Annotated in this window: 29 protein-coding genes and 6 pseudogenes; 29 read left to right on the forward strand and 6 right to left on the reverse strand. The window is 45.8% G+C overall.

What is annotated here, in order from left to right; all coding sequences use genetic code 11:
- The 15 genes from G614_RS32235 to G614_RS28220 form a co-directional block, all read left to right on the forward strand.
- On the forward strand, positions 1-192 hold a 192-nt coding region (locus G614_RS32235), incomplete at its 5' end, for a hypothetical protein (protein ID WP_027643273.1).
- Between the two features lie 543 nt (positions 193-735).
- Entirely contained in the window at positions 736-1,413 is a 678-nt protein-coding gene (pyrE, locus tag G614_RS0120350; RefSeq protein ID WP_027643426.1) for an orotate phosphoribosyltransferase, read from the forward strand.
- The gene (locus G614_RS0120355; RefSeq protein ID WP_027643427.1) at positions 1,413-1,592 is read left to right on the forward strand and encodes a hypothetical protein; all 180 of its coding nucleotides are present in this window, start codon (positions 1,413-1,415) and stop codon (positions 1,590-1,592) included. The genes pyrE and G614_RS0120355 overlap by 1 nt, the downstream gene beginning before the upstream one ends.
- A 15-nt stretch (positions 1,593-1,607) precedes the next feature.
- Positions 1,608-2,081 carry a VanZ family protein gene (locus G614_RS0120360; RefSeq protein ID WP_027643428.1) on the forward strand — a complete coding sequence of 158 codons (474 nt, stop codon included), beginning with the start codon at positions 1,608-1,610 and terminating at the stop codon, positions 2,079-2,081.
- The gene (locus G614_RS0120365; protein WP_027643429.1) at positions 2,078-2,401 is read left to right on the forward strand and encodes a hypothetical protein; all 324 of its coding nucleotides are present in this window, start codon (positions 2,078-2,080) and stop codon (positions 2,399-2,401) included. Before G614_RS0120360 ends, G614_RS0120365 begins: the two co-directional genes overlap by 4 nt.
- A gap of 16 nt (positions 2,402-2,417) precedes the next feature.
- Positions 2,418-4,559, forward strand: a complete 2,142-nt coding sequence (locus G614_RS0120370; protein ID WP_027643430.1) for an aminopeptidase — start codon at positions 2,418-2,420, stop codon at positions 4,557-4,559.
- 367 nt (positions 4,560-4,926) lie between these two features.
- Positions 4,927-5,442 carry a 5-(carboxyamino)imidazole ribonucleotide mutase gene (gene purE, locus G614_RS0120375; RefSeq protein WP_027643431.1) on the forward strand — a complete coding sequence of 172 codons (516 nt, stop codon included), beginning with the start codon at positions 4,927-4,929 and terminating at the stop codon, positions 5,440-5,442.
- 113 nt (positions 5,443-5,555) lie between these two features.
- Entirely contained in the window at positions 5,556-6,590 is a 1,035-nt protein-coding gene (purM, locus tag G614_RS0120380) for a phosphoribosylformylglycinamidine cyclo-ligase (RefSeq protein ID WP_027643432.1), read from the forward strand.
- Complete coding sequence (gene purN, locus G614_RS0120385; RefSeq protein ID WP_027643433.1) at positions 6,584-7,174, forward strand: phosphoribosylglycinamide formyltransferase; 591 nt, start codon at positions 6,584-6,586, stop codon at positions 7,172-7,174. The genes purM and purN overlap by 7 nt, the downstream gene beginning before the upstream one ends.
- Positions 7,175-7,234: 60 nt before the next feature.
- The gene (gene purD / locus G614_RS0120390) at positions 7,235-8,518 is read left to right on the forward strand and encodes a phosphoribosylamine--glycine ligase (protein WP_027643434.1); all 1,284 of its coding nucleotides are present in this window, start codon (positions 7,235-7,237) and stop codon (positions 8,516-8,518) included.
- A 373-nt stretch (positions 8,519-8,891) separates the two neighbouring features.
- Entirely contained in the window at positions 8,892-9,089 is a 198-nt protein-coding gene (locus tag G614_RS0120395) for a hypothetical protein (protein ID WP_027643435.1), read from the forward strand.
- Between the two features lie 471 nt (positions 9,090-9,560).
- A complete protein-coding gene (locus G614_RS0120405; protein WP_027643437.1) occupies positions 9,561-9,983 on the forward strand; it encodes a hypothetical protein in 423 nt (140 codons plus the stop codon).
- A 34-nt stretch (positions 9,984-10,017) separates the two neighbouring features.
- Complete coding sequence (locus tag G614_RS0120410; protein ID WP_027643438.1) at positions 10,018-10,377, forward strand: YccF domain-containing protein; 360 nt, start codon at positions 10,018-10,020, stop codon at positions 10,375-10,377.
- A gap of 264 nt (positions 10,378-10,641) precedes the next feature.
- The gene (locus G614_RS0120415; protein WP_155245094.1) at positions 10,642-11,010 is read left to right on the forward strand and encodes a hypothetical protein; all 369 of its coding nucleotides are present in this window, start codon (positions 10,642-10,644) and stop codon (positions 11,008-11,010) included.
- Between the two features lie 233 nt (positions 11,011-11,243).
- Positions 11,244-11,501 carry a hypothetical protein gene (locus G614_RS28220; RefSeq protein ID WP_242828158.1) on the forward strand — a complete coding sequence of 86 codons (258 nt, stop codon included), beginning with the start codon at positions 11,244-11,246 and terminating at the stop codon, positions 11,499-11,501.
- A gap of 12 nt (positions 11,502-11,513) precedes the next feature.
- Here G614_RS28220 and G614_RS0120425 read toward each other — a convergent pair whose 3' ends face one another.
- Positions 11,514-11,726, reverse strand: a complete 213-nt coding sequence (locus G614_RS0120425; RefSeq protein WP_027643440.1) for a hypothetical protein — start codon at positions 11,724-11,726, stop codon at positions 11,514-11,516.
- A 45-nt stretch (positions 11,727-11,771) separates the two neighbouring features.
- A pseudogene (locus G614_RS34660) lies at positions 11,772-11,917 on the reverse strand (IS256 family transposase); the annotation flags it as partial.
- Between the two features lie 66 nt (positions 11,918-11,983).
- On the opposite strand from G614_RS34660, the gene G614_RS28225 reads away from it, so the two are divergent.
- The 4 genes and pseudogenes from G614_RS28225 (at position 11,984) to G614_RS0120450 (ending at position 13,652) form a co-directional block, all read left to right on the forward strand.
- Positions 11,984-12,631 carry a tyrosine-type recombinase/integrase gene (locus tag G614_RS28225; RefSeq protein ID WP_242828159.1) on the forward strand — a complete coding sequence of 216 codons (648 nt, stop codon included), beginning with the start codon at positions 11,984-11,986 and terminating at the stop codon, positions 12,629-12,631.
- A 34-nt stretch (positions 12,632-12,665) separates the two neighbouring features.
- Positions 12,666-12,812, forward strand: a pseudogene (locus tag G614_RS35115) (IS91 family transposase); the annotation flags it as partial.
- Positions 12,813-13,174: 362 nt separating this feature from the next.
- Positions 13,175-13,384, forward strand: a pseudogene (locus G614_RS0120445) (transposase); the annotation flags it as partial.
- 70 nt (positions 13,385-13,454) lie between these two features.
- Complete coding sequence (locus tag G614_RS0120450; protein WP_027643442.1) at positions 13,455-13,652, forward strand: hypothetical protein; 198 nt, start codon at positions 13,455-13,457, stop codon at positions 13,650-13,652.
- 292 nt (positions 13,653-13,944) lie between these two features.
- Here the strand turns inward: G614_RS0120450 and G614_RS28230 are convergent.
- Positions 13,945-15,426: pseudogene (locus tag G614_RS28230) on the reverse strand (IS1634 family transposase); the annotation flags it as partial.
- Positions 15,427-15,750: 324 nt separating this feature from the next.
- Between G614_RS28230 and G614_RS0120460 the strand changes: the two are divergent.
- The 9 genes from G614_RS0120460 (at position 15,751) to G614_RS33910 (ending at position 24,771) form a co-directional block, all read left to right on the forward strand.
- Entirely contained in the window at positions 15,751-17,214 is a 1,464-nt protein-coding gene (locus tag G614_RS0120460) for a family 1 glycosylhydrolase (RefSeq protein ID WP_027643443.1), read from the forward strand.
- A gap of 12 nt (positions 17,215-17,226) precedes the next feature.
- A complete protein-coding gene (locus G614_RS0120465) occupies positions 17,227-18,081 on the forward strand; it encodes a PRD domain-containing protein (protein ID WP_027643444.1) in 855 nt (284 codons plus the stop codon).
- A 17-nt stretch (positions 18,082-18,098) separates the two neighbouring features.
- Positions 18,099-19,466 (forward strand): PTS transporter subunit EIIC, encoded by a 1,368-nt coding sequence (locus tag G614_RS28235; RefSeq protein ID WP_049948086.1) that lies wholly within the window; start codon positions 18,099-18,101, stop codon positions 19,464-19,466.
- 1 nt (position 19,467) lies between these two features.
- Positions 19,468-20,316: a Cof-type HAD-IIB family hydrolase gene (locus tag G614_RS0120475; RefSeq protein ID WP_027643445.1), complete on the forward strand. Its 849-nt coding sequence runs from the start codon at positions 19,468-19,470 to the stop codon at positions 20,314-20,316.
- Between the two features lie 16 nt (positions 20,317-20,332).
- Entirely contained in the window at positions 20,333-20,833 is a 501-nt protein-coding gene (locus G614_RS0120480; RefSeq protein WP_027643446.1) for a PTS sugar transporter subunit IIA, read from the forward strand.
- Between the two features lie 18 nt (positions 20,834-20,851).
- Positions 20,852-22,345 (forward strand): glycoside hydrolase family 1 protein, encoded by a 1,494-nt coding sequence (locus tag G614_RS0120485; protein WP_027643447.1) that lies wholly within the window; start codon positions 20,852-20,854, stop codon positions 22,343-22,345.
- Entirely contained in the window at positions 22,335-23,825 is a 1,491-nt protein-coding gene (locus G614_RS0120490; RefSeq protein ID WP_027643448.1) for a family 1 glycosylhydrolase, read from the forward strand. The genes G614_RS0120485 and G614_RS0120490 overlap by 11 nt, the downstream gene beginning before the upstream one ends.
- A gap of 17 nt (positions 23,826-23,842) precedes the next feature.
- Positions 23,843-24,094, forward strand: coding sequence for an AEC family transporter (locus G614_RS33905; protein ID WP_044918428.1), 252 nt, complete (start codon positions 23,843-23,845; stop codon positions 24,092-24,094).
- Between the two features lie 122 nt (positions 24,095-24,216).
- Positions 24,217-24,771 (forward strand): AEC family transporter, encoded by a 555-nt coding sequence (locus G614_RS33910; protein ID WP_330367016.1) that lies wholly within the window; start codon positions 24,217-24,219, stop codon positions 24,769-24,771.
- Between the two features lie 10 nt (positions 24,772-24,781).
- Here the strand turns inward: G614_RS33910 and G614_RS0120500 are convergent, their stop codons facing one another.
- Together G614_RS0120500 and G614_RS0120505 are read right to left on the reverse strand one after the other, a co-directional pair.
- Positions 24,782-25,270 carry a class II aldolase/adducin family protein gene (locus G614_RS0120500; protein ID WP_027643449.1) on the reverse strand — a complete coding sequence of 163 codons (489 nt, stop codon included), beginning with the start codon at positions 25,268-25,270 and terminating at the stop codon, positions 24,782-24,784.
- 68 nt (positions 25,271-25,338) lie between these two features.
- A pseudogene (locus tag G614_RS0120505) lies at positions 25,339-25,677 on the reverse strand (nucleotide-binding domain containing protein); the annotation flags it as partial.
- Between the two features lie 37 nt (positions 25,678-25,714).
- On the opposite strand from G614_RS0120505, the pseudogene G614_RS0120510 reads away from it, so the two are divergent.
- A pseudogene (locus tag G614_RS0120510) lies at positions 25,715-25,891 on the forward strand (patatin-like phospholipase family protein); the annotation flags it as partial.
- A 71-nt stretch (positions 25,892-25,962) separates the two neighbouring features.
- Here G614_RS0120510 and G614_RS0120515 read toward each other — a convergent pair.
- Positions 25,963-26,160, reverse strand: a 198-nt coding sequence (locus tag G614_RS0120515; RefSeq protein ID WP_027643452.1) for a transposase domain-containing protein, incomplete at its 5' end; no start/stop codon positions are given.

Here is a 26,160-nt window from a genome sequence, read left to right on the forward strand (position 1 = left end):
GCTGCCTTTTCTAAAGCAGGCAACGATGAGTTTTTTGTGAACATCAATACCACAACAATTGTCGTAAATTTTATCCATAATGGCACCTCCGTGGATGAATTTACGGCACGGTACTCTGTCGGTTATCATTTTACTGTACGTCTTTTTGCCATAAGAGGCTGGACAGATGGTGGTGCAAATGAGAGTACCTGAAATCAGTTTAGGGAACGGGCTACAGGCCCAAAATAAACACGATCTTTGCCGTTAATTACAGTATAAACAATAGCGAAGACATATTCAATAGCCTACCGTCTGCACAGTTTCATTTATGGTGGTGCCAAATGTGCGGGCATGGGGGTTTAGGGATTGGAGATACAAAAGCAAGAGAGCTTTTGAGGAATCCATATAACGGCTTTACCGTTAGGAATGGCAATAGACTATATGCTCATAAAGCAAAATTGGATATGGGGTTGAAAAATCAGGTTGCCGGGTAATAAAATAATGACTGGAAATCAGAGAAAAACCTTTGATTTCCGGTCAAATTCCCGAATTGAAAATCTCTATCAGGTATGGTAAAATTGAAAGTAATTTAATAGTTCTTTTCCCGATTTTGCTAAGAAAGGAGGCAGTGATGGGAAAATCACTAAACGGGAAAGAATTACAATTACTTGTATTGCCATGTGACAGAAGATACTATGTTTGAGGAAATGCAAAAAGGGTTTGAGAAAGCCTGTAAATACGGAGGTTTTAGAAGATATGGAACAATATAAGCAGGAATTCATAGATTTTATGGTTGAGAGCAATGTGCTCAAATTCGGTGATTTCACATTAAAGAGCGGACGTAAGTCCCCATTTTTCATGAATGCAGGAAGCTATGTTACCGGAACCCAGCTGAGAAAATTGGGAGAGTACTATGCAAAGGCCATCCACGACAATTTCGGACTGGATTTTGACGTGCTCTTTGGGCCGGCTTATAAGGGAATTCCCTTAAGCGTGGCAACCACCATGGCAATCAGCGAACTGTACGGAAAGGATATCCGCTATTGTTCCAACCGCAAGGAGGTCAAGGACCACGGCGATGCAGGCATTCTTTTGGGAAGCCCTATCAAAGACGGGGACAAGGTAGTCATCATCGAGGATGTTACCACCTCCGGCAAGTCCATCGAGGAGACATTCCCCATCATCAAGGCCCAGGGAAATGTGGAAATCAAGGGACTTATGGTATCGTTAAACAGAATGGAGCGCGGCAAAGGTACGAAGAGCGCCCTGGATGAGATTATGGATTTATATGGTTTCCCAACAGCCGCCATTGTATCCATGGCAGATGTGGTGGAGCACCTCTATAATAAAGAAAAAAATAGCAAGGTAGTCATCGACAATCAGATAAAGGCAGCCATTGACGCTTACTATGAGCAGTATGGAGCCCAGGCATAATGATGTATCCAGGAAGAAAGGCGATGAATATGGAGAGAGTGTATAAGACCATGCGCAACACAGGGGCTGGCTGCATAGCGGTAGGAGTCATCATAGCAGTGACCGGCCTTACGGTTGGAATCATTTCCATTGTAAACGGAGCTTTGCTGCTGAAACGAAAATCTGAGATTGAATTTTAGTAAGCGGGGCTGACAATGATAAAAAATACAACAAGGCGTCAAAAGCTGGGATGGGTATTATTTATATTGTATCTCTGTTTCCTGGCATATTTCATGTTTTTTTCGGAGTCCTTTGGGCGCACGGACACAGACAGGGGGTACCAGTACAATCTGGCGCCCTTTAAGGAAATTACACGGTATTTCCGGCATTATGATGTGTTAGGGCCAACATTGTTCATGATTAATATCACAGGAAACGTGGCGGCCTTCATGCCTTTTGGGTTCTTTCTCCCCATTATCAGCAGACGCAGTAAGAAGTGGTACAACACGGTTATGTTCGGCTTTGTTTTCAGTCTTATGCTGGAGACTCTGCAGCTGGTGTTCAAGGTGGGAAGCTTTGATGTGGATGATATGTTCCTCAACACCCTGGGTGCAGCCGCAGGCTATCTGTGTTACCGCCTGGTACAGTGGACCCGGTGCAAATTGAGAAAAAGGAGGCTTTCACGTTGAGACAGGTTGGCGATAAAGTATCGTATGTGAGGAATCCTTTTGCGAGAAACAGCTACTACTGTCTGGTACTGGCAGTGCTGGGACTGGCTTTAGGTATAGCCAGCATGTATTTGTCGGTAACAATGGCAGGCCAGGGAGGTCTGAATACAGGGGCTTATGGATTTTCCAGCCTTGTTGCGGCCCTTATTGGGCTGTGGCACGGGGTGCGCTCATTTATGGAAAAGGACCGCAATTACATACTGGCTAAGATAGGAATCAGCATCAGCGTTGTGCTGGTCATTGTGTGGGCTGTGATTATCATAATCGGTATCGTAAGATAGATGGGAGTAGATGCAGATGGATTACAGAATCTTATTACAGGAAGAGAATGATGCCGTAAGGGAGCGTTACGAATTGTCCATGGAGCGTATCAGGTCCATGGACACAGAGGAGATGCAGCTGCCTTACGGCTGTTATTTTAAGAAGGTTTCAGCTTTTATCGGCCAGATAGAGCGGCTGGCGCAGCGGGTGGAAGGAGCAGGCTTAAGCCAGGAAGGCGGACTGAATGAAGCTGTTCCGGCATTGGAGGAGCTGCAGAAGGAGAATCATGCTCTGTACCGGGATATTCTGCCTGAAAATTACGAAGAGAGCTTTGCCAATCCGGACCACGCGGTGGAGGTTTTGGGGGACGGATACGGCCAGCTTCTATCCTTCCTTTATACGGAAATCCGGGCTGATATCGTATATGCCTTTGAAATGCGGCTTATGAACATCACCATTCTGAACGAGCTGTTCCTGGAGGTGTATAACCTTTTTGCCCAGGCATGGGAGGAGGGGAGGAAGGAGCCCCAGGAGCAGCTGATTAAGGATTCCCTGTACTGGTTTGTCAGCGATTATGCGGAGGTGACCGTGGACTGGCGGATTCGGGAGGGACTGGACCCGGCCCTTTCCTTTGGGACGGATATTGTGATGAAGCAGGACCTGACGGATTTGCGGTATCTCTATGCTTATGGGGAATATGTTTCGGAGACAGAGATAAAGCTTGCCTCTTTTATGAACAGTCTTCCCCAGGAGACCATTGACCAGATGGCATCCACATATACGGAAGGATTCAGGAAGGGTTTCCAGGTCATGGGCAGGGACCTGAAGAAGAAACGTACCGTTGTGGTGGAATTCCAGATGGGCTTTGAGCGCATGATTCGAAGAGCAATGGAGTATTTCCGGGAAATGGGACTTGAGCCCATCTGTTACCGGGCGGCAGTGGAGTCCGTGAACCGCAGGGTCAATGGCCGCAGGGGTTTTTACGGTACATCCCCCAACAAACAGTATGATTATGACCACCGTTATGACAGCGCCCTTTACATGGGCAATGCGTTTAAGGAGAGAAAACTGGCCGTCCTGCGGTCTGCCTATGAGGCCTGCAGGAAGGAAGCTGCCTGGTGCGCGGGACCTGCGCTGGTGGAGACATTCGGTGAGGAAGGCTTCACGCCGGTGAATAAAAAGACCGCGCTGGCCCTCAACGCCCATCAGGAGGCGCTGACCGTTGCCTATGCCAATGAGTCCAGGCAGATTGTGAATCAATATATGCCGGGAGACGAGACCAGCTTCACCATCATTGCTTTCCCCAAACCTGAAATTGGGCCGGATTTTGAGGCGGTTTTCAGGGAAACCATCCGAATCAATACCCTGGATTATGAGAAATACCAGAAAATACAGCAACGTATCATCCTGGCCCTGGATGAGGCCGACCATGTGCTCATAACAGGCCGTGACGGCAATGAGACATCCATGAAGGTGGCCCTCCATCCTCTGAAGGACAGGACGAAGGAAACAAACTTTGAAAACTGCGTGTCCGATGTGAACATTCCGCTGGGAGAGGTCTTTACGTCTCCTGTATTGACGGGGACAGAGGGATTGCTGCATGTAAAGAATGTTTATGTGGAGGATTATCAGTTCAGGAACCTGCGCATGGTGTTTAAGGATGGCAGGGTGACGGATTATTCTTGTGGGAATTTTGAGGTTGGCGGAGATGCCGGAGACTCCCTAAGCCAGGGGCGGGCGCTGGTGAAGCAGGTCATTATGCGAAACCATGACTGGCTGCCTTTGGGCGAGTTCGCCATCGGTACCAACACTACGGCCTACGCCATGGCCAGAAGGTTTTCTATTGGCGACAAGCTGCCTATCCTCATTGCCGAGAAGATGGGGCCTCATTTTGCAGTGGGTGACACTTGCTACAGCTTTGCTGAGGATTCACCTATGTATAACCCCGACGGCAGGGAGGTCATTGCCAGGGATAATGAGATATCCCTACTCAGAAAGACGGATATGTCCAAGGCGTATTTCAGCTGTCATACGGATATCACCATTCCCTATTCAGAATTAGGGGACATAAAGGCTGTTAGGGCAGACGGAAGCCAGATTGATATTATCTGTCAGGGCAGGTTCGTGCTGGAAGGAACAGAAGAACTGAATGAGGCGCTGGAGGAGGCAGCTGACTGAGTGGTCAGGTTAGATAATTAAATATATTTGTCCGCGACCCCGGTTTCACATTTTGCCACACGTATTAGTCGTAATATCGGAAGGGTACTGGAAGGATTTTGCAAGGGAATGTACGGTGGACCCCCATGGGCCATACCTGCATTCCCTTGCATATTTTGTTTATAATCCCGAAGCAGAACCAATAGAGAGACTGACGGGTACAGGAACCAGGCGGTTTAAGAGACTTTTTTCAAGTTTTGTATTGACGGCATAAGCATTTCCTAGTATTATGATTATAAGTAGAATTGGGATATATAAAGATACTTATAAGATAAACTAATAATAATTATCTACAAGGATAATGAGCTTTAGAAAAGGAGAATGAATAATGGCAAAAGTAGGAATTGTAATGGGAAGCGACTCTGATATGCCTATCATGGCAAAGGCAGCTGAGATTCTGGACAAGCTGGGCATTGATTACGAGATGACAATTATTTCCGCCCACAGGGAGCCTGATGTATTCTTTGACTGGGCAAAGGCAGCAGAGGATAAGGGCTTTAAGGTAATCATCGCAGGTGCAGGCAAGGCTGCACATCTTCCCGGCATGTGCGCGGCTATTTTCCCCATGCCGGTCATTGGAATTCCTATGAAGACATCTGACCTGGGCGGTGTGGATTCACTGTATTCCATTGTGCAGATGCCAAGCGGTATCCCAGTGGCAACTGTGGCCATCAATGGCGGTGCCAATGCCGGTATCCTGGCAGCAAAGATACTGGCTGCCTCCGATGCAGAGCTGCTGGCAAAGCTGAAAGAGTATTCCGAAAGTCTGAAGAACGATGTGGTGAAAAAGGCCGGGAAGCTGGAGCAGGTGGGCTATAAGGAATATCTAGCACAGATGAAATAGGGCGGATTAAGGTAAACACGCAAAGGAAATATTAAGGTAAATATAAAGGGAATATTAAAGGGAACATTAAAGGGATTATCAAAGGAAATAGCAGATAAGAGAGGATAAAAACCATGATGGATTACAAGAAGGCCGGAGTTGATATTGAGGCAGGCTATAAATCAGTGGAATTGATGAAGGAATATGTAAAGGGAACCATGCGCCCCGAGGTATTAGGCGGTCTGGGCGGATTTTCAGGAGCATTTTCCATGTCCGCATTCAAGGGGATGGAGGAGCCTACCCTGCTGTCCGGTACTGACGGCGTGGGAACCAAGCTGAAACTGGCATTCCTGATGGATAAGCATGACACAGTGGGAATCGACTGTGTGGCTATGTGTGTCAACGACGTGGCCTGCGCTGGCGGTGAACCTCTGTTCTTCCTGGATTATATTGCCTGCGGCAAGAATGTTCCGGAGAAAATTGCTACGATTGTAAAAGGCGTGGCTGAGGGATGTAAGCAGTCCGGCTCTGCCCTGATTGGCGGAGAGACAGCAGAGATGCCCGGCTTTTATCCGGAGGATGAGTACGACCTGGCGGGATTCTCAGTGGGTATCGTTGATAAGAAGGACCTGATTACAGGCGGGAACCTGTGTGCAGGGGATGTTCTGATTGGAATGGCTTCTTCCGGTGTACACAGCAATGGCTTTTCACTGGTGCGCAAGGTATTTGAGAAGGAACTGACAAAGGAGGGCCTGAACACATATTATGATGAGCTGGGGACCACCCTGGGCGAGGCATTGATTGCTCCCACCAGGATTTACGTGAAGGCTCTGAGGAACGTAAAGGAAGCAGGCGTTACCGTAAAGGCATGCAGCCATATTACCGGTGGCGGCTTCTATGAGAATATTCCGCGTATGTTAAAAGATGGCGTGAAGGCCGTCATCAGGAAGGACAGCTATCCCATTCCTCCTATCTTCAGGCTGTTGGCTGAAAAAGGGCAGATTGAAGAGCAGATGATGTATAATACCTATAATATGGGATTGGGCATGATAGTTGCCGTGAACCCTGCTGATGTGGAGAAAACCATGGAAGCCATGAAGGCAGCAGGCGAAGCTCCTTATGTAGTAGGCTCCATTGAAGAGGGAGAGAAGGGTGTGTCCTTATGCTAAGAGTGGGCGTACTGGTATCCGGCGGCGGCACTAATCTTCAGGCCATTTTGGATGCCATGGATCATGGTGATATTACCAATGCAGAGGTATCCGTGGTCATCAGTAATAATCCGGGAGCCTATGCGCTGGAGAGAGCCAGAAAGCATGGGATCCGGGCAGTCTGCATTTCCCCTAAACAGTTTCCGTCCAGAGATGTATTCAACCAGGCATTTCTTGCTAAAATAGATGAATATGATTTGGATTTGATTGTACTGGCCGGATTTCTGGTGATGATTCCGGCATCCATGACTGAGAAGTATAAGGGACGCATCATCAATATCCATCCATCCCTGATTCCCTCCTTCTGCGGTGTGGGCTACTATGGGCTTAAGGTCCACGAGGCAGCCCTGGCAAGAGGCGTAAAGGTAACAGGAGCTACGGTCCACTATGTGGACGGGGGTATGGATACCGGCCCCATCCTCCTCCAAAAAGCAGTGGAGGTGGAGGACGGGGATACCCCTGAGATCCTGCAGAGAAGGGTTATGGAGCAGGCGGAGTGGATAATCCTTCCTAAGGCAATCAATATGATTGCCAATGGGCAGTAACATCTCTTTGACAGTAGCGCACACCATATGTGCCATGTTTTCAAAATAAGGAGGAACGTCATGAAAGTATTGATAGTAGGCGGCGGCGGACGTGAGCATGCAATCGCATGGAAGATATCCCAGAGCCCAAAGGTGGAGAAGTTGTACTGCGCTCCCGGCAATGCGGGTATTGCCAAGGTGGCTGAATGCGTTGACATCGGTGTCATGGACTTTGAGAAGCTGGTTGCATTTGCCAGAGAGCAGGCCATTGATTTGGTGGTTGTAGGACCGGATGACCCGCTGGCAGCCGGTGCAGTGGATGCATTTGAGGATGCAGGCATCCGTGTATTCGGCCCCAGGAAAAATGCTGCCATACTGGAAGCCTCCAAGGCATTTTCCAAGGATTTGATGAAGAAGTACAACATTCCATCTGCTGCTTATGAGACATTTGATTCTCCGGAAGCAGCCCTTACATACCTGGAGACAGCTCCCATGCCTATCGTGCTGAAAGCAGACGGTCTGGCACTGGGAAAGGGCGTGCTCATCTGCAACACCAGAGAGGAGGCAAAGGAAGGCGTCAAGACTCTGATGCTGGATAAACAGTTTGGCTCTGCGGGTGACAGGATTGTGATTGAGGAGTTCATGACAGGACGGGAGGTTTCCGTGCTCTCCTTTGTGGATGGCAAGACCATTAAAATCATGACCTCGGCCCAGGACCATAAGAGGGCCAAGGACGGGGACCAGGGACTGAATACAGGGGGGATGGGGACATTTTCACCCAGCCCATTCTATACGGACGAGGTGGATGCATTCTGCAGGAAGTATGTGTACCAGCCGACCGTGGACGCTATGAAGGCAGAGGGCAGGGAGTTCAAAGGAATCATTTTCTTTGGGCTGATGCTGACGGAAAACGGCCCCAAGGTGCTGGAGTACAATGCCAGGTTCGGAGACCCGGAGACCCAGGTGGTCCTGCCCAGAATGAAGAATGACATCTTGGATGTGTTAGAAGCCTGCGTGGACAAAACCCTGGACCAGATAGAGCTGGAGTTTGAGGACAATGCAGCCGTATGTGTGGTTCTGGCATCGGACGGATATCCGGAGCATTATGAAAAGGGATATAAGATAGATGGCCTGGACCGGTTTGACGGGCAGGACGGGTATTATGTATTCCATGCCGGAAGTAAGTTCGATAAGGACGGGAATATAGTGACCAACGGCGGAAGGGTGCTGGGGGTTACGGCAAAAGGAAATACACTGAGGGAAGCCAGGGAGAATGCTTATAGGGCTGCGGAGTGGGTAGAATTTGGGAATAAGTATATGAGGCATGATATTGGGAAGGCGATTGATGAAATTATTGTCGAGTAATGTCGAATCCCGAAACAATAAATTGAATACTGGATGATTAGATGCCCATATCTCTTGATGTTTGAAGATATGGGTATTCTTATATGTGGAAAGTGATTTTTTGCAGTAGTATGCGGTATCATGTTTTAATGAAGTAAGTGATAAAAGTCACTGGAAAGTGTAGGAAGATTGTAGTAATATATATTCAGGTTAGTTATATGAATCGTATTTGGATTAAATGGGTTATGTTTGTGGTATTGAAGTGGTTAAAGATTTCATATGGTTTAGGATAAAGGGGGTGGATGTAATTAAGTGCCTGTTTTGGAATATTAACAAAAAAATCTGGTTCAAGAAATAGTAGAAAGCAGCCCTGGAGAATGAGATTGATGTTATTATGCTTGCTGAGGCAGATAATCTGGATTCACGGTACCTGATTGGTCAGATGGCAAGGCATAAGAAAAAATTTACCAAAAAAGAATTGGTACCAAAAAACAAAGGAATTATGCTTTTGGCAGGTGGAAATCTTATCAGAAAAGCCAGGAGCGGTGGTATATGGTGCGGTAACCAATATGAAATTCACTCCGCAGGATGATACAGTTAAATATAATCTTTGATATTGTAGTCCCCAACCTAGACAATTACCGATATACATTGATGATTCTATATTCCAGGCCAGAAATCGATTATCCGGTTGCTATTACCGTAGGCAGCGACCTGATAGATGATGCTGAAGATTCTAAACCTCAATGCGAATGTTACAACAGAGAATCATTTATTGAGGAATTGCAGAAAATTTTATCTTCTGAGGAAGTCAATAGAAATATCGAAGTTCTTTATTCAAAGGCAAGCTTTTAATAATGCTGTCGTAGTTACATTAAGCTATTAGCTATTCCCTAAATGTAATTCAAAAAGAAACTGAAGGTATTAAAGTTCATCTACATCACAACCATCCCGGAGGTTGGAGTTGTGATGTAGATGATGTTAGTAGAAACGGTAAAAGTCTTTTTCTTTATTTCCATGATATGAGCCATATCGTCTGCTGGCAAGGAAGGAGAAGAACAATATGACAGATGAAGCAAGACGCAGGGAAATCAACGAAGCAGTTCAGGCGGGAGAACGTGCATTAAAAAGCCTTAGAGCCGCAGAAGAAAAATTATCCAGTGCGAGGAACTGGGGAATTTTCGATATGCTGGGTGGAGGTTTGATTACAGATATCATCAAGCATTCGAAAATAAACGATGCCTCATCATACCTTGAAACCGCCAAGACTGATTTGCGAAGATTCCAGAAAGAATTGAGTGATATTCCGGATTATGAAGAACTTCGGGTGGATATTGGCAGTTTCCTTTCGTTTGCGGACTTTTTCTTTGATGGGTTGCTGGTGGATTATATGGTACAGTCCGGAATCAATGGAACCAGAAACAAGGTTGAGACGGCAATCCGCAAAGTAGAAGGGCTGTTGGCGGAGTTACGGCGCCAGATATGACAATAGCATATAAATATAGGAAGGAGACGATGCTATGGGATGCTTAGGAAATCTGATTTGGTTTATCTGTGGCGGTGCAATCAGCGGTTTAAGTTGGTGTTTGGCTGGATGTTTATGGTGTATTACGATTATAGGAATTCCGGTGGGATTGCAGTGCTTTAAATTTGCGTCGCTAAGTTTCTTCCCGTTCGGGAAGGATGTCGTTTACGGCGGCGGAGCGGGTTCCTTTCTGTTAAATATCATTTGGTTGCTTGTATCGGGACTGCCGTTGGCTTTGGAGCATTTGATAATCGGGATTCTGCTTTGCATTACGATTATAGGAATTCCCTTCGGTTTACAGCAGTTTAAATTAGCCAAGCTGGCTTTGATGCCGTTTGGAGCAGATATCTATTAAAACAATTCTTATTAGCAAAACCGCACCATGTGTCTATTTTAGATATAGCGGTGCGGTTTGATTTGGAATAAGATGCGAAAGCATTATAATAAGGAAATTGTGGCTGCTCTTTCGGAACTATTATAAGAGCAGGCAGAAAAGCGGGATTTACTACCAATATACAGACTACAGGAACCATTAAGGCGGATAATGACGGACCGTTGGAGAAATTTTCCCTATATGCGGTTCTTCCAGAAGGGCTGCTGGCGGATCTGGATAATCAGGATGTTATCATCAGCTGGAAGTACTGGAAGTTTTCTCGATCATGCAACGATTTCCTTGACAGAGTACAATGGGAAAACGATGGTGGTGGCGGACTTTGATTTTTCTTCGGTGGGTTCTGGAGGAGGAAAACACATATCCAAAGAGCGACAATTCTATGTAAAAGGGGAATCGGATGTGAAGGCGGAGAAGGTTAAAAATGCAAGAAAAAAGTCTCCGGTTCGCATCGGGCGGCTGCGGAAGGATTCCTGTTCTCACTGTGGCGGGAAAATGATGGATATGCTGACTGTGGACGGAGGGGAGGAACGGCTTCGTTTTCTTGTGCTGGGTGATACCCCGGTTCCACGTTCGTTCACTTGTCAATCGTGTTAATAAATATTTTACAAACGTTACTCAGAAAGGTCGAGTATTCATGCGTTTTCGAAGGAGGGTATGAAAAAAAGTCTGTAAATTGAAATCTTCTATGATAAGTTAATGAGAAAGGTAGGTGGCTGTTGTGACCACCTACCTTTACTATACGGATGCTGTTGGCTTCTGTCAAGATATATTGGAAAATTCCATGAAATATGGTACACTTTTGATGTGAAACCATCAGGAGGTGTGCCATGAAGCTAAAAACAGACGATCCCTTTGTGCCTGAAAATATCAGGGTAAAAATCAATGAACTGCAGTCCCTGCTGGATCGGGCAGCAGACTTGTACAGTGATATCTATGACTGGTATGACAGGGAGCTGAAATCTTATGATCCCAAAGCCACAGCGGATGATGAACTGTTTGACCCTGGCACGGGAACTGTTGTGGAGGGGATCGATTACCTGGCGATCATGGAATCCCTGTCAGAGCTGCAGACAGCCAACGAATAAAATGCAGAAGGATTAACCCTGCATCCCGCCGGTCCGGCCCCTGGCGATATCTTCCCGTATCAGGGCCTTGATGGCCCCCTGGACGGAGGTATCCCTGCCATACCTGTGTTTATCAACCCATTCAAGGATGTCTTTATCCGTTTTCACATTCAGCTTCAGCTTCACCTGCCTGGTATTCCACTCGTCATACCTCTCCTGGGCATCGTATTTTGAAAACCCGTACATGGGCGGCTCCTTTCCGGATAGGTGTACACCTATGCCTGTGCACACTTACTCCGGCAGCCTGCCTTCGTACATGATGGACAGTTCCCCATAGACCTGGCCCCAGTCCACTTCTTGGTCACCTCGAACGTGGCCAGGTACAGACACTTTAAAAGCGCCGTGCTGCCTGGGAACACACTCCGCTGGCGGTTGAGGACATTACCCCCGCCTTTGTCTCAAGCAAAACAATACGCAGCCTGAATGTCCCATGTGGGGAAATCATGTATTTTGAAGATGACCAGATCAAGGCGCTCCTTGACGCGCCCGGTAAGGAGAAACGGTCCGAACGCCGCAACCAGATGCTCCTCATACTTGGGTATGATGCCGCCATGCGGGTTGGGGAACTGACAGGGCTGAAGGTTGGAGACCTGCATCTTGACGCGGAAACACCCTATATCCGGATACTTGGAAAAGGCGAAAAGTACCGGAGCGTCCCATTGATGAAAAAGACCGTACAGCACCTCCACGGATACCTGAATGAGTTTCATGGAGATGCCCCTGATCTGACAGCCCCGCTCTTTTATACGGTTACACACGGCAGGATGCACAGACTGTTCGACGACTGTATCCAGAAAGTACTAAAAAAATATACAGAACAATGCCGGAATGAGGGTGTCAGGATGCCATTGGATGTCCATTTCCACATGCTGAGAAAAACCAGGGCGATGAGCCTGTACCAGGAAGGGTGTCCTTTATCCTATATCCAACAGATGCTCGGTCATGAAAACATCTCCACCACATCTGGTTTCTATGCCTTTGTAACGCTGGATACACTGGCCAAAGCAATGGAACGGACGAATCCGGAGAAGGAAAATACAGGAAAGAACTGGAAAGACGAAAAAATAGCGGAAGCTTTATACCGTCTATAAAAAACTATACCGATATTTTTTTGGAAATCCCCTGTGGTTGCCGAAAAAGGGCGGCTTCTTCCTGCCCGGGAAGGCAATGGCAGCACTTTTTAAGGGTAAGTTCCTGTCCGGGCTGAAGGCGCTGCATGAGGCCGGGAATCTCAGCTATGAGGGGGAGGCGGCCAGATGCGGTAATAGTCATTGCATGTGTTTTGGGTAAAGTTTTTGAGCCGCAGGTCTTCCTGCAGCCTGAGAAGATATTTTTCGTTCATAATAGCGCCCTCCATAGTGTTAGATTTTAGCAACTGATACGATCCAGCCGCTTATGGAGGCGCACGGGCATTATAAAACCGCTTGCCCGCAGAGCGGATACGTGGTATGATCTTATTCATGGCAGTAGTGATGACTCCTATAAGTATAAGGCTTGTTTGTTTGTGGTGAATTAACAATACCTTATTTGGGACGCATTTACTACTGCTTTTTTACAAAAGAAAAATCGCTATGCGTAACCTTGGCAGGCCATCGCGCAGCGATTTTGTTCAAGTTGTGCTATCACGAAATCGGTATAGCACAACGAATGCGATTGAAAGCCTGAACTCCACTTACAGGAAGCTGAACCGCCAGAGGAGCGTCTTCCCAGGCGGCACGGCGCTTTTGAAGGCGCTGTACCTTGCCACATTCGAGGCAACGAAGAAATGGACCATGCCCATCCGGAACTGGGGGCAGGTCTATGGGGAGCTGTCAATCATGTATGAAGGCAGACTGCCGGAATAAGTGTACAAAAAGGCATAGGTGTACACCTATGTCCGACAATAGGTGTACACCTATCCGGAAAGGAGCCATCATGTATGGATTTTCAAAATACGGATCCCAGGAAAGGTATGATGAGTGGAATACCACACAGGTCAAGCTGAAACTGAACAACAAGACCGATGCCGACATTCTGAAATGGATAAAAGAGCAGAAGTACGGCAGGGGCACTTCCGTACAGGGCGCCATAAAGACCCTCATACGGGAGGAGATTGCCCGGAGCCATTCATGACTGCTTCCCCATCGGCACGGGCAGGGCAGGTCCTGCGGCAAGGCTGGCAGGTGGGGCGTGGAATAAATAGCAGGGCGACGCACCACCAGCCCTGCGGTTTATGCCGCGAAAGCCACCTGACAGCCGCAGTCTGCTGAGGGGAACGGCAACAATTTTTCAAAACTGTCTTGACAGCGAAAACATACATTATTATAGTAAAAGGTAGGTGAACAAAAACACCTACCTTTCTCATTAACTTATCATAGAAGATCTCTATTTACAGACTTTTTTTCATAGCCTCGACTTTAGTATTTTATTTCCGTCCCTTACTTTCTTTCTGAATTGTTTTCATTTTACTTTTGGTTATGAATTGATAATCGGTTCGAAAGCCACAGGCATCATGCAGGGCGTCGGTAATGGATTCACGTTTGTAGGTTGGGATAAAACCTTGTTCTTGTACCTCAACAAAGTTCATTGCTTTTAATGTATCTAATAATTCTTCGCAAGTATATTTTGCTCCCAGTTTTTTCTCAAGAAAACGATAGATTGTCAGAGCAAGAAAACAGATAAGGAAATGTGCCTTGATACGGTTTTCATCCTGTAAATATACAGGTCTTGCGGAAAAATCTGTTTTCATGATGCGAAAACATTCTTCAATCTGCCATCTTCCTTCACTGACTTTTAAAATATCACCGACTTCATCATCTAAAAGATCTGTACATACAGCGTAAAGTCCATCATACATGGATTCTTCTAAAATCTTATGTTCATCTAGATAGTGATGAATATCAGCGGCTTCGCCTTCTTTGGTAGCAGCTGTGGTTCCAATAAAACGGGCAGGATCATTTGGGTTTTTGCGATTCTTTTTCGTATTTCCTGAATTCAGCATCTTCTGTGCACGTTCTACCTGTTTTTCACGGAGCGATTTTTGGTAAAGGGCATATTTAGGTGAATAGGTAATGATCAGGCGTTGATGGACTTTCTTTGTAGTATACGATTCATCTTTATAATAAAGTGCTTTGTCATCTTCCGGTAGTTTTGTGATATCAACCGGTGCATCATCAGAAACCCGCCGGAAGCCCTGTGGATTTAAAGCCCATTCTTTTTCTTCTTTTTTCAATTTTTTGATGGACTGGGTAACGATGAAAGAGCGTTCTCCCATGTGGTTATAAGCCCGTATATCTTCTGAACCAAGTCCAGCATCACTACAATAAATAAATTTCTGACATCCAAACTCCCCAAGCACTTTCTTTTCCAGCGGCTTCAAAGAGGTCTGTTCGTTTGAATTTCCGGGAAAGAGAGAAAATGCAAGAGGAATGCCATCTCCATCCATAAACAATCCCATTTGAATGATTGGATTTGGTCGGTGTTCTTTGCTTTTTCCATATTTTTTGCTGCCCTCCTCTTGTTCGATTTCAAAGTAATAATTCGAGCAGTCATAATATAGGACTTTATCATTTCGAGTCCCCAAAAAGTGACTGTTTTTATAAATTTCCGATTGAATGAGATCGCATTCTGTTCCAAGAACATCTAATGCACGGTAAACATCATGAAGTTTATAGGAAGGCTTTTCCAAAAACTCCGATGCAGTCTTGTAAGAAGAACGTTTACTGGATGGCTCTAGAATCCTTGCATAAATCAAATCGGAAAGGATTGCATTGATATCATACTGAAATTTATATTTCAATTTTAATTTCCGGCAGATTTTTTCTATATGCATCTGATAGTAAATAGATTGCAGGAAAATATAACCGCCACGATAGAAAGTCTGTTTATTATAATCAAGCTGTCTGTCCGTCAAACTCCCGAGAAAGAAGATCATTTTATTGAAAATATATAACATTTGTCAATATTAAATCATATAGACAGAAGATTGAATCAGGTTACTTCGTCTAAAACAATATAAAAAGTACAGAAATAAAAAAAATTTAATTAAATATTGACAAATATCCAACATGTGGTACAATGATCATATCAAAAAAATATGTGACATGTGAACGGTTTGTTACCCAATGGAACTAATGGGGCAATACCTTAAAAAGACGGAAAGTGTCTTTTTAGGAGTATTGCCCTTTTTTGTTACCTGGAGACCATGCCCTCACATACAAAGGAGGTTATTATGTCAGCATTTACAGATGGTTTTTTATGGGGCGGCGCAACATCGGACTTTCAGTATGAAGGCGGCTTTAATGAAGGAGGTAAAGGCCTGTCCACCCATGATTTTGAAACGGATGGAAGTCTGGAACGCCCCAGGATGATTTCCTTAAAGCTTGCGGATGGTTCCAGAGGTGAGGTGCCTACAAGAGAAAGCTTCCCGGACGGGGCAGAGGCGGAGATTTACGATGATGTCTATTATCCAAGTCATAAGGCGGTTGATTTTTATCATCATTACAAAGAAGATATCGCACTTATGGGGGAGATGGGATTTGGAGTATTCCGTTTCTCAATCTGCTGGTCAAGAATCTTCCCCACAGGAGATGAATTGACACCCAACGAAGAGGGATTAAAGTTTTATGATGATGTGATCACAGAGTTGGAGAAGTACAATATTCAGCCGCTGATTACCATATGCCATGATGAACTTCCGGATTATCTGGCAAAAAAATACGATGGCTGGTCATCCAGGCATGTGATCGACTGTTATGTCAGATATGCGACAACATTACTGGAACGGTACAAAGGAAGATGCAGGTTATGGCTTACATTTAACGAGATCAATGCAGTGAATGGATATGCGCAGATCGGAACACATAAACAGGATGAGCAGACTGTCTATCAGGCCAAGCATCACATGTTCCTTGCAAGTGCAATCACAGTAAAGATTGCCCACCAGATCGACCCGGATAACATGATGGGAACCATGTATGCATTAAGCCAGATGTATCCCGCGACCTGTGCTCCGGAAGATGTAATGGCATGCTATATTAAGCGCCGTAATAACTTATGGTTTTCGGATGTGATGGCAAGAGGATATTATCCCAATTATACAGATGAATTCTTTAGGGAGAGAAATGTTAAACTGGTTAAAGAACCGGAAGATGATAAAATTCTGCGGGAAGGCCCTCTGGATATGGTAACCTTCAGCTATTACCGTTCCATGACAGTTTCAAAGGATACGAAGCTGACCTGGGCCATGGGACTTCTCGGCGGAGACCAGAACCCATATCTGGAAAGTACTAATTGGGGATGGCCCATTGATCCCATTGGCTTAAGATACACGCTCAACGAGTTATATGACAGATACCAGAAACCTCTGTTTGTGGTTGAAAACGGTCTTGGGGAAATTGATATCATGAAGGAAGATGGAACAGTAGAGGATGACTACAGGATCAGGTATCTGGCACAGCATTTTGAAGAGATGAAAAAGGCTGTAAATATCGATAAGGTTCCTCTTCTTGGATATACCATGTGGGGCAGCACGGATCTTGTATCCTTAAGTACAGGCGAGATGAAGAAACGTTACGGATTCGTTTACGTTGACCTGGATGATAAGGGAAATGGAACAGGTATCAGGAGCAGGAAGAAATCCTTTGAATGGATGAAAAAGGTATGCCATACAAACGGGGAGGATTTAAGCTTTTAGAAAGGCTGGACTATGTCAGAACACCTTTATGTAATAAAAAAGATACTGAATAATAATGTTATTATTTCGCAGGATAAAGAAAAGCGTGAAATTATCATCATGGGCGCCGGGATTGGATTTGGAAAACATATCCGGGATGTGGTTGACCCCAGGAAGATTCTTAAAATATACGAATTACGCAGCAGTTCCTTTAAGAACAAATTTGAAACCCTGGCCGCGGAAATCCCGTTTGAATGTTTTCAGCTGACGGAAAAGATTATTACTTATGCGGAAAACATGCTTCATCAGAAGTTAAAGGATGGACTGGTACTGGCCTTAGCCGATCATATACATTTTGCGGTTAAACAGATGCAGGGTGGGCAGCAGCGGGCGTCTTTGATGAACGAAGAAATCAAGCGGCTTTATCGTGAAGAATACAATGTTGGCTTAGATGCCGTTAAGATGATCAATGATTTCTATCACATTGAGCTGCTGCCATATGAAGCGGCATCTATCGCATTTCATTTGATTAACGCGGAATCAAATAACCGGGCGGATGATATTAATACAATACTTACGGGAACCAATGAAATCCTGCGGATCATTGAGGAGACCATGGGAATAAAGTTCCGTGAGGATTCACATAGTTATTCACGGCTTTTGATCCACCTGAAATATTTCATGAAACGGGTAATTATTGAGCATGACGATTGTAAGGAGCAGTTTGATTCGGTTTTATTCAATGAGTCAGATGAACAGTTCCAATTGGTGAAAAAATGCCTGGACAATGTAAATGATTATCTGAAAGAGAAGTATGACTATGAGCTGATGGAGGCAGAACGGGTATATCTGCTGCTTCACATCACAAGAGTTTTACAGAATGATTAGAAAGAGGGGAAACGGTTATGGCAAAAATAGATGTAAAAGAATGTGCGGCTGATATTATCAAGCATGTAGGCGGACAGGAAAATATCAATTCAGTAGCGCATTGTATGACAAGAGCAAGATTTGTTGTGAAAAATATTGATAAGGCGGATCAGGAAGCTTTAAGAGGAATAAAAGGTGTTATGGGCGTGGTTTATTCCGGAGGACAGCTTCAGGTGATTCTTGGAGCGAATCTGCTTCCGGTATATGACGAGATTTTAAAACAGGGCAATTTTTCCCAGGGAGATATTATTGATGAAAACCTGGATGATGATACGCCAAAGAAGAAACAGGGCATTGGAAGCATTATTCTTGGATATGTACAGGCCTCTGTTACGCCCTTAGTACCGGGGCTTGTTGCAGGCGGTATTCTGAAGGTTATTCTAATGCTGATTCCCTATGCTTGGCCGGCATTCGCGTCAACCACCACCAATGCATTGCTTGGATGGGTAGCCAATGCGCCGTTCTACTTTATGCCCGTGTTTGTAGCTTATGGGGCGGCTAAGAAGCTTGGGGCAACGGAAATTTATGCAATGTTGGTAACGGCGTCTCTGCTGACTCCAGCCTGGATTGATGCTGTATCCGAAGGAACCGCCATCAGCGTGTTCGGCATTCCCGCAAGAGGAGTCACTTATAGCGGACAGCTATTGCCCGCTCTATTAATTCCGATTCTTGCGTTCTATGTGGAGAAGGCGCTGAATAAGATTGTTCCCGGTATTATAAAATCCTTGTTAGTCGGTTCCGGCACCATCTTAGTAACCGGCGCGGCGGCATTTACAATCATTGGACCTGCAGGCAGATACCTTGGTGATATGATTTCACAGGTATTCCTGGTACTGGGAGATAAAGTACCGTTCATCGCGGTTGCGGTATTAGCGGCATGTCTGCCATGGATGATCATGGCCGGAATGCATACCGCGTTATCACCGTTTATGATATCTAATATTGAAACAATTGGCTACGATGCAGTAATCCGTCCGGCATTCGTATTACATAATGCAGCTCAGGGCGGGGCCTGCCTGGGTGTTGCTTTGAAAACAAAGGATAAGGAATTCAGGGCAGAGTGCCTTTCTCTGGCAGTGGGCGCCATTGTGGCCGGTGTTACGGAGCCTGCTATTTACGGTTGCAATCTGAAGTACAGAAAACCCATGTTTGGCGTTATGGGCGGCGCGGCCATCGGCGGTGTTGTGGCATCACTGCTGGGGGCGAGAGCGGTTGTATTCGGATATTCTAATTTACTGGCAGTCTTTCCCATGTTTATTGAAACAGCATGGGCAATGTTTATTGGCGTAGCGGTCGCCATTGCTGCGGCGGCAATCATCACATTTATACTTGGAATCGATGAGTAATATGATAAAATTGATTGTAAGTGATCTGGACGGGACACTGCTGGATATGCCGAATTCCATCTCTCAAACCAATCTTGATGCGATTGAATATGCTTACAGCAGGGGGGCGGGATTCTGCTTCGCTACTGGAAGAGATCTGGCCAGTGTGCGCAGTATTAAAAAGCTGCTGACACATGCGCCATTGCTGATCCTTGGCAATGGCGCGGTAATCTACGATGAGCACGAACAGATCATGGAAGAGGATTTTTTCCCAAATCAGTATCTAAAAGAAGTTACAGATATTTTAAATGCTCATGGTGTGCCACATATGATAGTTACAACGGATGGTTTCTACACAACAACGGACCCTGAAGAGGTGCGGAGAAGGTTTATTGAGCGTATTTCGGCTGTCTCATCAATGGAGGATGGAAGAATTTTTGCCACGGACCAGGACAAGCCATGTAATAATCTGGTTCAGATCACAGCGATGGAACCATTTGTTCAGACAAAAAAGATTATCAAGGTGGAAGGTTTTCATATGGACAGCGCTCCAATAGATGCTGTAAAGCATGAACTGGAGAAATACACCGGACTGTCTCATCTGTCAACAGGAAAAAATAATGTGGAAATCACCAATATCACAGCTCAGAAGGGACTGGCGCTGAAAAAATATATTAAGAAGCTGGGGCTGACGGAAGATGAAGTAATGGTCCTGGGCGACAGCCAGAATGACCTTAGTATGTTTGAACATTTCAAATACAGCTTCGCACCGGAGAACAGCTGCCGGGAGATCAAGGAAAAGGCATATTGTGTGGTGAGAAGCTGTATGGAACATGGGGTCAGTGATGCAATTTACAGACTTATAAAATAATGGAAGGGAGAACTGTATGTTTTCGTTTTTTAAGAAAAAGGATGAGAAACCGGAACTGGTAAATACAATTCAGGCATCCGATGACGATATTGTAGCAGTTGCGGACGGAACCATGATTCCGTTGGAAGAGGTAAAGGATGATGTATTTTCACAGAAGATGATGGGAGACGGCGTTGCCTTTGAAATGAACAACGATGTGGTTGTTTCCCCATGCAACGGTTTACTGGAAGCTGTTTTTCCCACAGGACATGCATACGGAATTACGATGGCCAGCGGGGTGGTTCTGATGATCCATATTGGAGTTAATACAGTAGAAGGAAAAGGGGACGGGTTTCAGATTCTTGTAAAACAGGGGGATGCGGTGAAAGCAGGAGATCCGCTGGTGAAACTGGATATGAAAAAGTTAAAAGCAAAGTATGACATGACGGTAATGCTGATTGTCACGGATACCAATGGCCAGGAAGTGAATTTTGCGGATTACGGAGAAGTGACAAGAGGACAGAAGATTAACAGGTAGGAAAGGAGAGCGGCGGAAATGGAGTTTAAAAAGGATTTTCTGTGGGGAGGCGCGGTTGCGGCAAATCAGCTGGAGGGCGCGTATCTTGAGGATGGAAAACAATTAAATGTAACGGATGTGATGGTGGGGATTGCCAATCAGCCGGATCTGGCATGGAATAGGGAAACCGGCAAATGGCAGGCGGCATTCAAACAGGACAAAGTATATCTGAGTCATGAAGGCATTGATTTTTATCACCGGTACAAAGAAGATCTGCAGCTGATGGCCGGCATGGGTTTCAAGGCGTTTCGGACCAGCATCTCCTGGGCCAGGATCTTCCCAAAGGGGGACGAAACCGAGCCAAACGAAAAGGGATTAAAGTTCTACGATGACCTGTTTGATGAGATGATCCGTCTGGGCATGGAACCGGTGATCACGCTTTCTCATTATGAAACACCGCTGTATCTTTTGACAGAATATGGCGGATGGCTGAACGAAAAACTCATTGGCTTCTGGATGAATTATGTCAGGGTGGTATTTAACAGATATAAGGGTAAGGTTAAGTATTATATGACCTTCAATGAGATTAACAACATTTTCAGAATGCCCTTTGCCGCGGGCGGCTTATTAAAGATTGACCCGAAGGACACCGGCAGACCGAATGCGGATCTTTCCGATCAGGAAATCTATCAGGCGGCGCACTATATTTTTGTTGCCAACGCGCGGACAGTTGAAGCCTGTCATCAGATCGATCCCAATGCGAAGATCGGATGCATGCTGTCTCTGTCATCCTTAGCCACCTATCCATATAGCTGCAATCCGGATGATGTTATGGGCACGCTGCAGTTTCAGAGAAAACAGAAGCTGTTCCTGGACGTGATGGTAAAAGGCGCTTATCCGGGATATGTTAAAAGAATCTGGAAAGAAAAAAATATGGAGCCGGTGATGAAGCCCGGTGACCTGGATCTGATTAAAAATAATACAGTAGATTATATTGCATTCAGTTACTACAGAAGCGCTGTTTATAAATCCGACGGTTCCATAACGGTAGACACGGGCGGCGCGGCCGGTATAGAGAATCCGTATCTGGAGGGATGTTCCCCGGCGCCCTGGAGATGGCCCATCGATCCCAAAGGAATCCGCTATGTCTGCAATCTGTTAAATGATGAGTACGGGCTTCCCTTATTCATAGTGGAGAACGGCATTGGATTAGATGAGAATCTGGATCCGGATGGGAAGATTGCGGATGATTTCAGAAAGAAATATGTAAAGGATCATCTGGTTCAGATCAACGAGGCAGTGAAAGACGGCTGTGACATTATGGGGTATCTCTACTGGGGGCCCATCGATGTGGTTTCCGCGGGAACCGGCGAGATGAGGAAACGCTACGGTTTTGTTTATGTAGACCGGTTCAATGACGGTACTGGTACGCTGAAAAGAGTCAGGAAAAATTCCTATGATTGGTATAAGCAAGTCATAGAGACCAATGGAGATTGCCTGGATTCGGAAATGGAGATGTTACATGGAAAATAGAAGGTTCCCGGATGGCTTTTTGTGGGGCGGCGCAACGGCGGCCAATCAGTATGAAGGAGGCTGGAAGCAGGGCGGAAAAGGCATTAGTGTCTCTGATTGTGTGCGCGCCCGCTTTGACGTAGATGTAACAAATTTTGAGAAACATAATGAGATTACCAGCAGGGATATCGAGGAAGCGATGGCACATCCCGAGGATCTGGTAAATTATCCGAAGCGGCACGGCAGTGAATTCTATTCCCACTATAAAGAAGATATTGCATTAATGGCGGAAATGGGATTTAAAGTATTCCGTATGAGCATTGCATGGACGCGGATTTTCCCCAACGGCGACGATGACCAGCCCAATGAAGAAGGATTAAAATTCTATGATGCTGTATTTGATGAGTGTAAAAAATATGGAATTGAACCCCTGGTTACCATGTCACACTATGAACCGCCAATTAACCTGGTGTTAAAGTATGATTGCTGGTATAATAGAAAGACCATTGATTTTTTCCGCAGATTCGTGGAAACCATTTGTACGCGATATAAAAATAAGGTAAAATACTGGCTGACCTTTAATGAGGTAGACAGTATGATCCGCCATCCGTTTACAACTGGCGGACTGGTCCGTGACCGTTTTGAAGGGAAAAACTGGGAAGAGGTTATTTTCCAGTCCATGCATCATCAGTTTGTGGCAAGCGCGATGGCAACCAGAATCTGTCACGAAATCATACCTGGTTCGCAGGTTGGCTGTATGCTGACGAAACTTACATATTATCCCTATTCCTGCCGTCCGGAGGATGTTCTGGAAACACAGCAGAGAATGAGGGGGATTTACTGTTACAGCGATACGCAGGTGTTTGGGGAATATCCTGCCTATCTTCTTGCCAGATTTAAAAATCACGGTTTGAATATAGTCATGGAAGAGAATGATTTAGAGGTTATGAAGAGATACCCGGTGGATTTCATCTCGTTTTCATATTATATGTCCAGCTGTGTGGCCAGGAATACAGATGGCCTGGATGTAACAGCCGGCAACACGGTTACCGCAATCAAAAATCCATATTTAAAAGCAAGTGACTGGGGATGGCAGGTGGATCCGATTGGACTGCGCATTTCTCTGGTGGACTTATATGACCGGTACAGAAAGCCCTTATTTATTGTTGAAAATGGTCTGGGAGCCAGGGAAACACTGGTAGAGGACGAGAAGGGTTCTTTTACGGTCAATGACGATTATCATATTGACTATTATAAGGATCATTTTAAGGCAATGTATGACGCAATCCATGAGGACGGCGTGGAGCTGTTGGGTTATACCACCTGGGCATGTATTGACCTGGTTTCAGAGAGTACCAAACAGATGAGCAAGCGATATGGCTTCGTCTATGTAGATGCAGATGATTATGGTAAGGGAACTTACAACCGGTATAAGAAGAAATCATTCTATTGGTACAGGCATATCATTAAAACCAATGGCGCCGCGTTGTTTGAAGATTAATAGATTTGGATGGGGGAATGATTATGATCGCGCTGCTTTTAACAAAACAGATTAGCGAGCTGTTTATTATCATGTTTTTTGGTTATGCGATGGTAAAATCCAGGATATTAAAAACGGAAGACAGCAAGGTTTTATCTGTTATCACATTGTATCTGATCATTCCCTGTGTTATCATCAATGCATTTCAGATTGAGTATTCCGCTGCTGTACGGGACGGACTGATTCTCGCTTTTGCCGCGGCCTTTGTGGTACTATTCTGTTTATTGTAATCACAAAGGTCTTGGGGAAGATTTTTTCATTTAACAGTGTGGAAAGAGCTTCTATTATATATACCAATGCGGGAAACCTGATTATCCCAATCGTTATTTCGGTATTGGGCCAGGAATGGGTTGTGTACTGCAGCGGATATTTGATCGTACAGCTGATTTTCATCTGGTCTCATGGAAGGATGATGATATGTGAGGATAAGACATTTAATATAAAGAAACTGCTGATGAATATTAATATGATTGCATCGGCAGCTGGAATGCTGCTGTTTGTATTTCACCTTCAGCTGCCATTGATTATATCTGAGACGTTGGGGTCGGTGGGTTCCATGATTGGGCCAGCCAGCATGATGAATGCCGGCATGATCATTGCCGGAATGGATCTGAAACGGATTGTTGTATTGAAACGGATCTATCTTGTTGCATTTTTTAAAATGATTGCGGTTCCAATCATTATTCTTGCTTTATTCAGGTTCAGCGGGGCGGCTGGTCTGATAACAAACGGAGAGACGGTCCTGCTGATCAGCCTGCTGGCGTCGATTGCACCGACAGCCGCATCCGTTACACAAATGGCGCAGATTTATGGAAAGGATGCGGAGTATGCCAGTGCAATCTATTTTCTTACAACCGCGTTATGTATCGTGACTATGCCCCTGATTGTATGGTTGTATCAGGTTTAACGGGTCTGGGCTACTTAAGCCCCGCCCTGTACAGCTCCCATGCGATTCTCGCGCTTTCCTCCAGCTCCTCCAGACAATAGAATGCGTCCATCACGGTTTTGCCGGGGACCACGGTGCCCAGCTTCATTTTCAGATAAGGCGTGTGATCCGGGATGCAGTCCTGTTCTGATGCGGCCGGCATAAAGCTCCAGAGTACGCTGTAAGTGCTGTGGGTATGGATCACGGCGCCAATATCCGGCGACTTTTGATATAGAGCAAGGTGCAGAGGCCATTCCTTGCTGGGTTTCCTGGCGAAAACAGGCGTTCCGTCCATGGTAACTGCCGTAAAATCCTCCTTGCTCATGGTTCCAATGCAGGAGCCGCTGGCGCTGATATAAACCAGGTCCTTGTGCCGAATGCTCATGTTGGCGGAAGAACCGGTGGTTTTGCCGCGTTCAAACAGACTGTGTGCCACCCATACGGCGGCCTCCAGTTTTTCTTTTAATTCCAAATCGTCCATAATAATCCTCCCTGTTCTTATTTGTCCTTCGTTCTTACTGTATCTGTGCTTTTACCGTATCTTCGTTCCTATGGTTTCTCTGTCATTGCCAGCGCCCGCCCGAAGAAATCCTCCTGGCCGAAGTTTCCGCTTTTAAGAATCAGACGGATGTCCGGCCGCTCTGTGGGAACCATAATAGGCACTCCGGGCGCCACGCTCTCGCCCAACCAGTAGGATGAGAAGCCCAGTCCTTTTGTAACCGCTCCCGAGGTCTCGCCTCCGGCGGAAATGATTCTGCTGTATCCTGTCTTTACTGCCCGGACTGCCAGCTCGGCCGTTGCGCCTTCCAGCATGGCCGCCACCTTTTCTCTCCCAAGCTTCTGGTATTCCCGTACTTTTTCCGGAGTGTCTGAACTGTACACCAGAACGGTTTCCCTGCTACTGCTGTAGCCCGGAAGAGATTTTATGGGATATGGTCTGGCCCTGGCGGGAGGTGGCGCTAGAGGAGCCGCCCATATGGGCGTTTTAAAGGCATTGAGTGAAGCAGGGCTTATGCCGGATGCAGTGGCGGGTACCAGTGCGGGAAGCGTGGTGGCAGGGCAGTTTGCCTGTGGGATAGAAATTACCGGGATGGAACAAGCGTAAGTAAGTAATAATCCGTATCTTGACAAAATAAGAAATCCCCCAGCACTTACCGGGGGAAGATCTGTCTTTTACTTTTTAAGTTTGCTGCGGCAATCATCAGGCAGATTGGAGGACCATGGGAGAAGCTCCAGCATTTCTTCCTTTGCCGGAAACGCACCGAGATCTTTCATCTTTTCCATCACATATGTGAGATAGTTATATGGCTTCAGTCCATTCAGAAGCGCAGTTTCTGTGATGCTGTACACAGTCGCACTGGCCTGTGCCCC

The sequence above is a fragment of the [Clostridium] clostridioforme AGR2157 genome (assembly GCF_000424325.1).
Classification (GTDB): domain Bacteria; phylum Bacillota; class Clostridia; order Lachnospirales; family Lachnospiraceae; genus Enterocloster; species Enterocloster clostridioformis_A.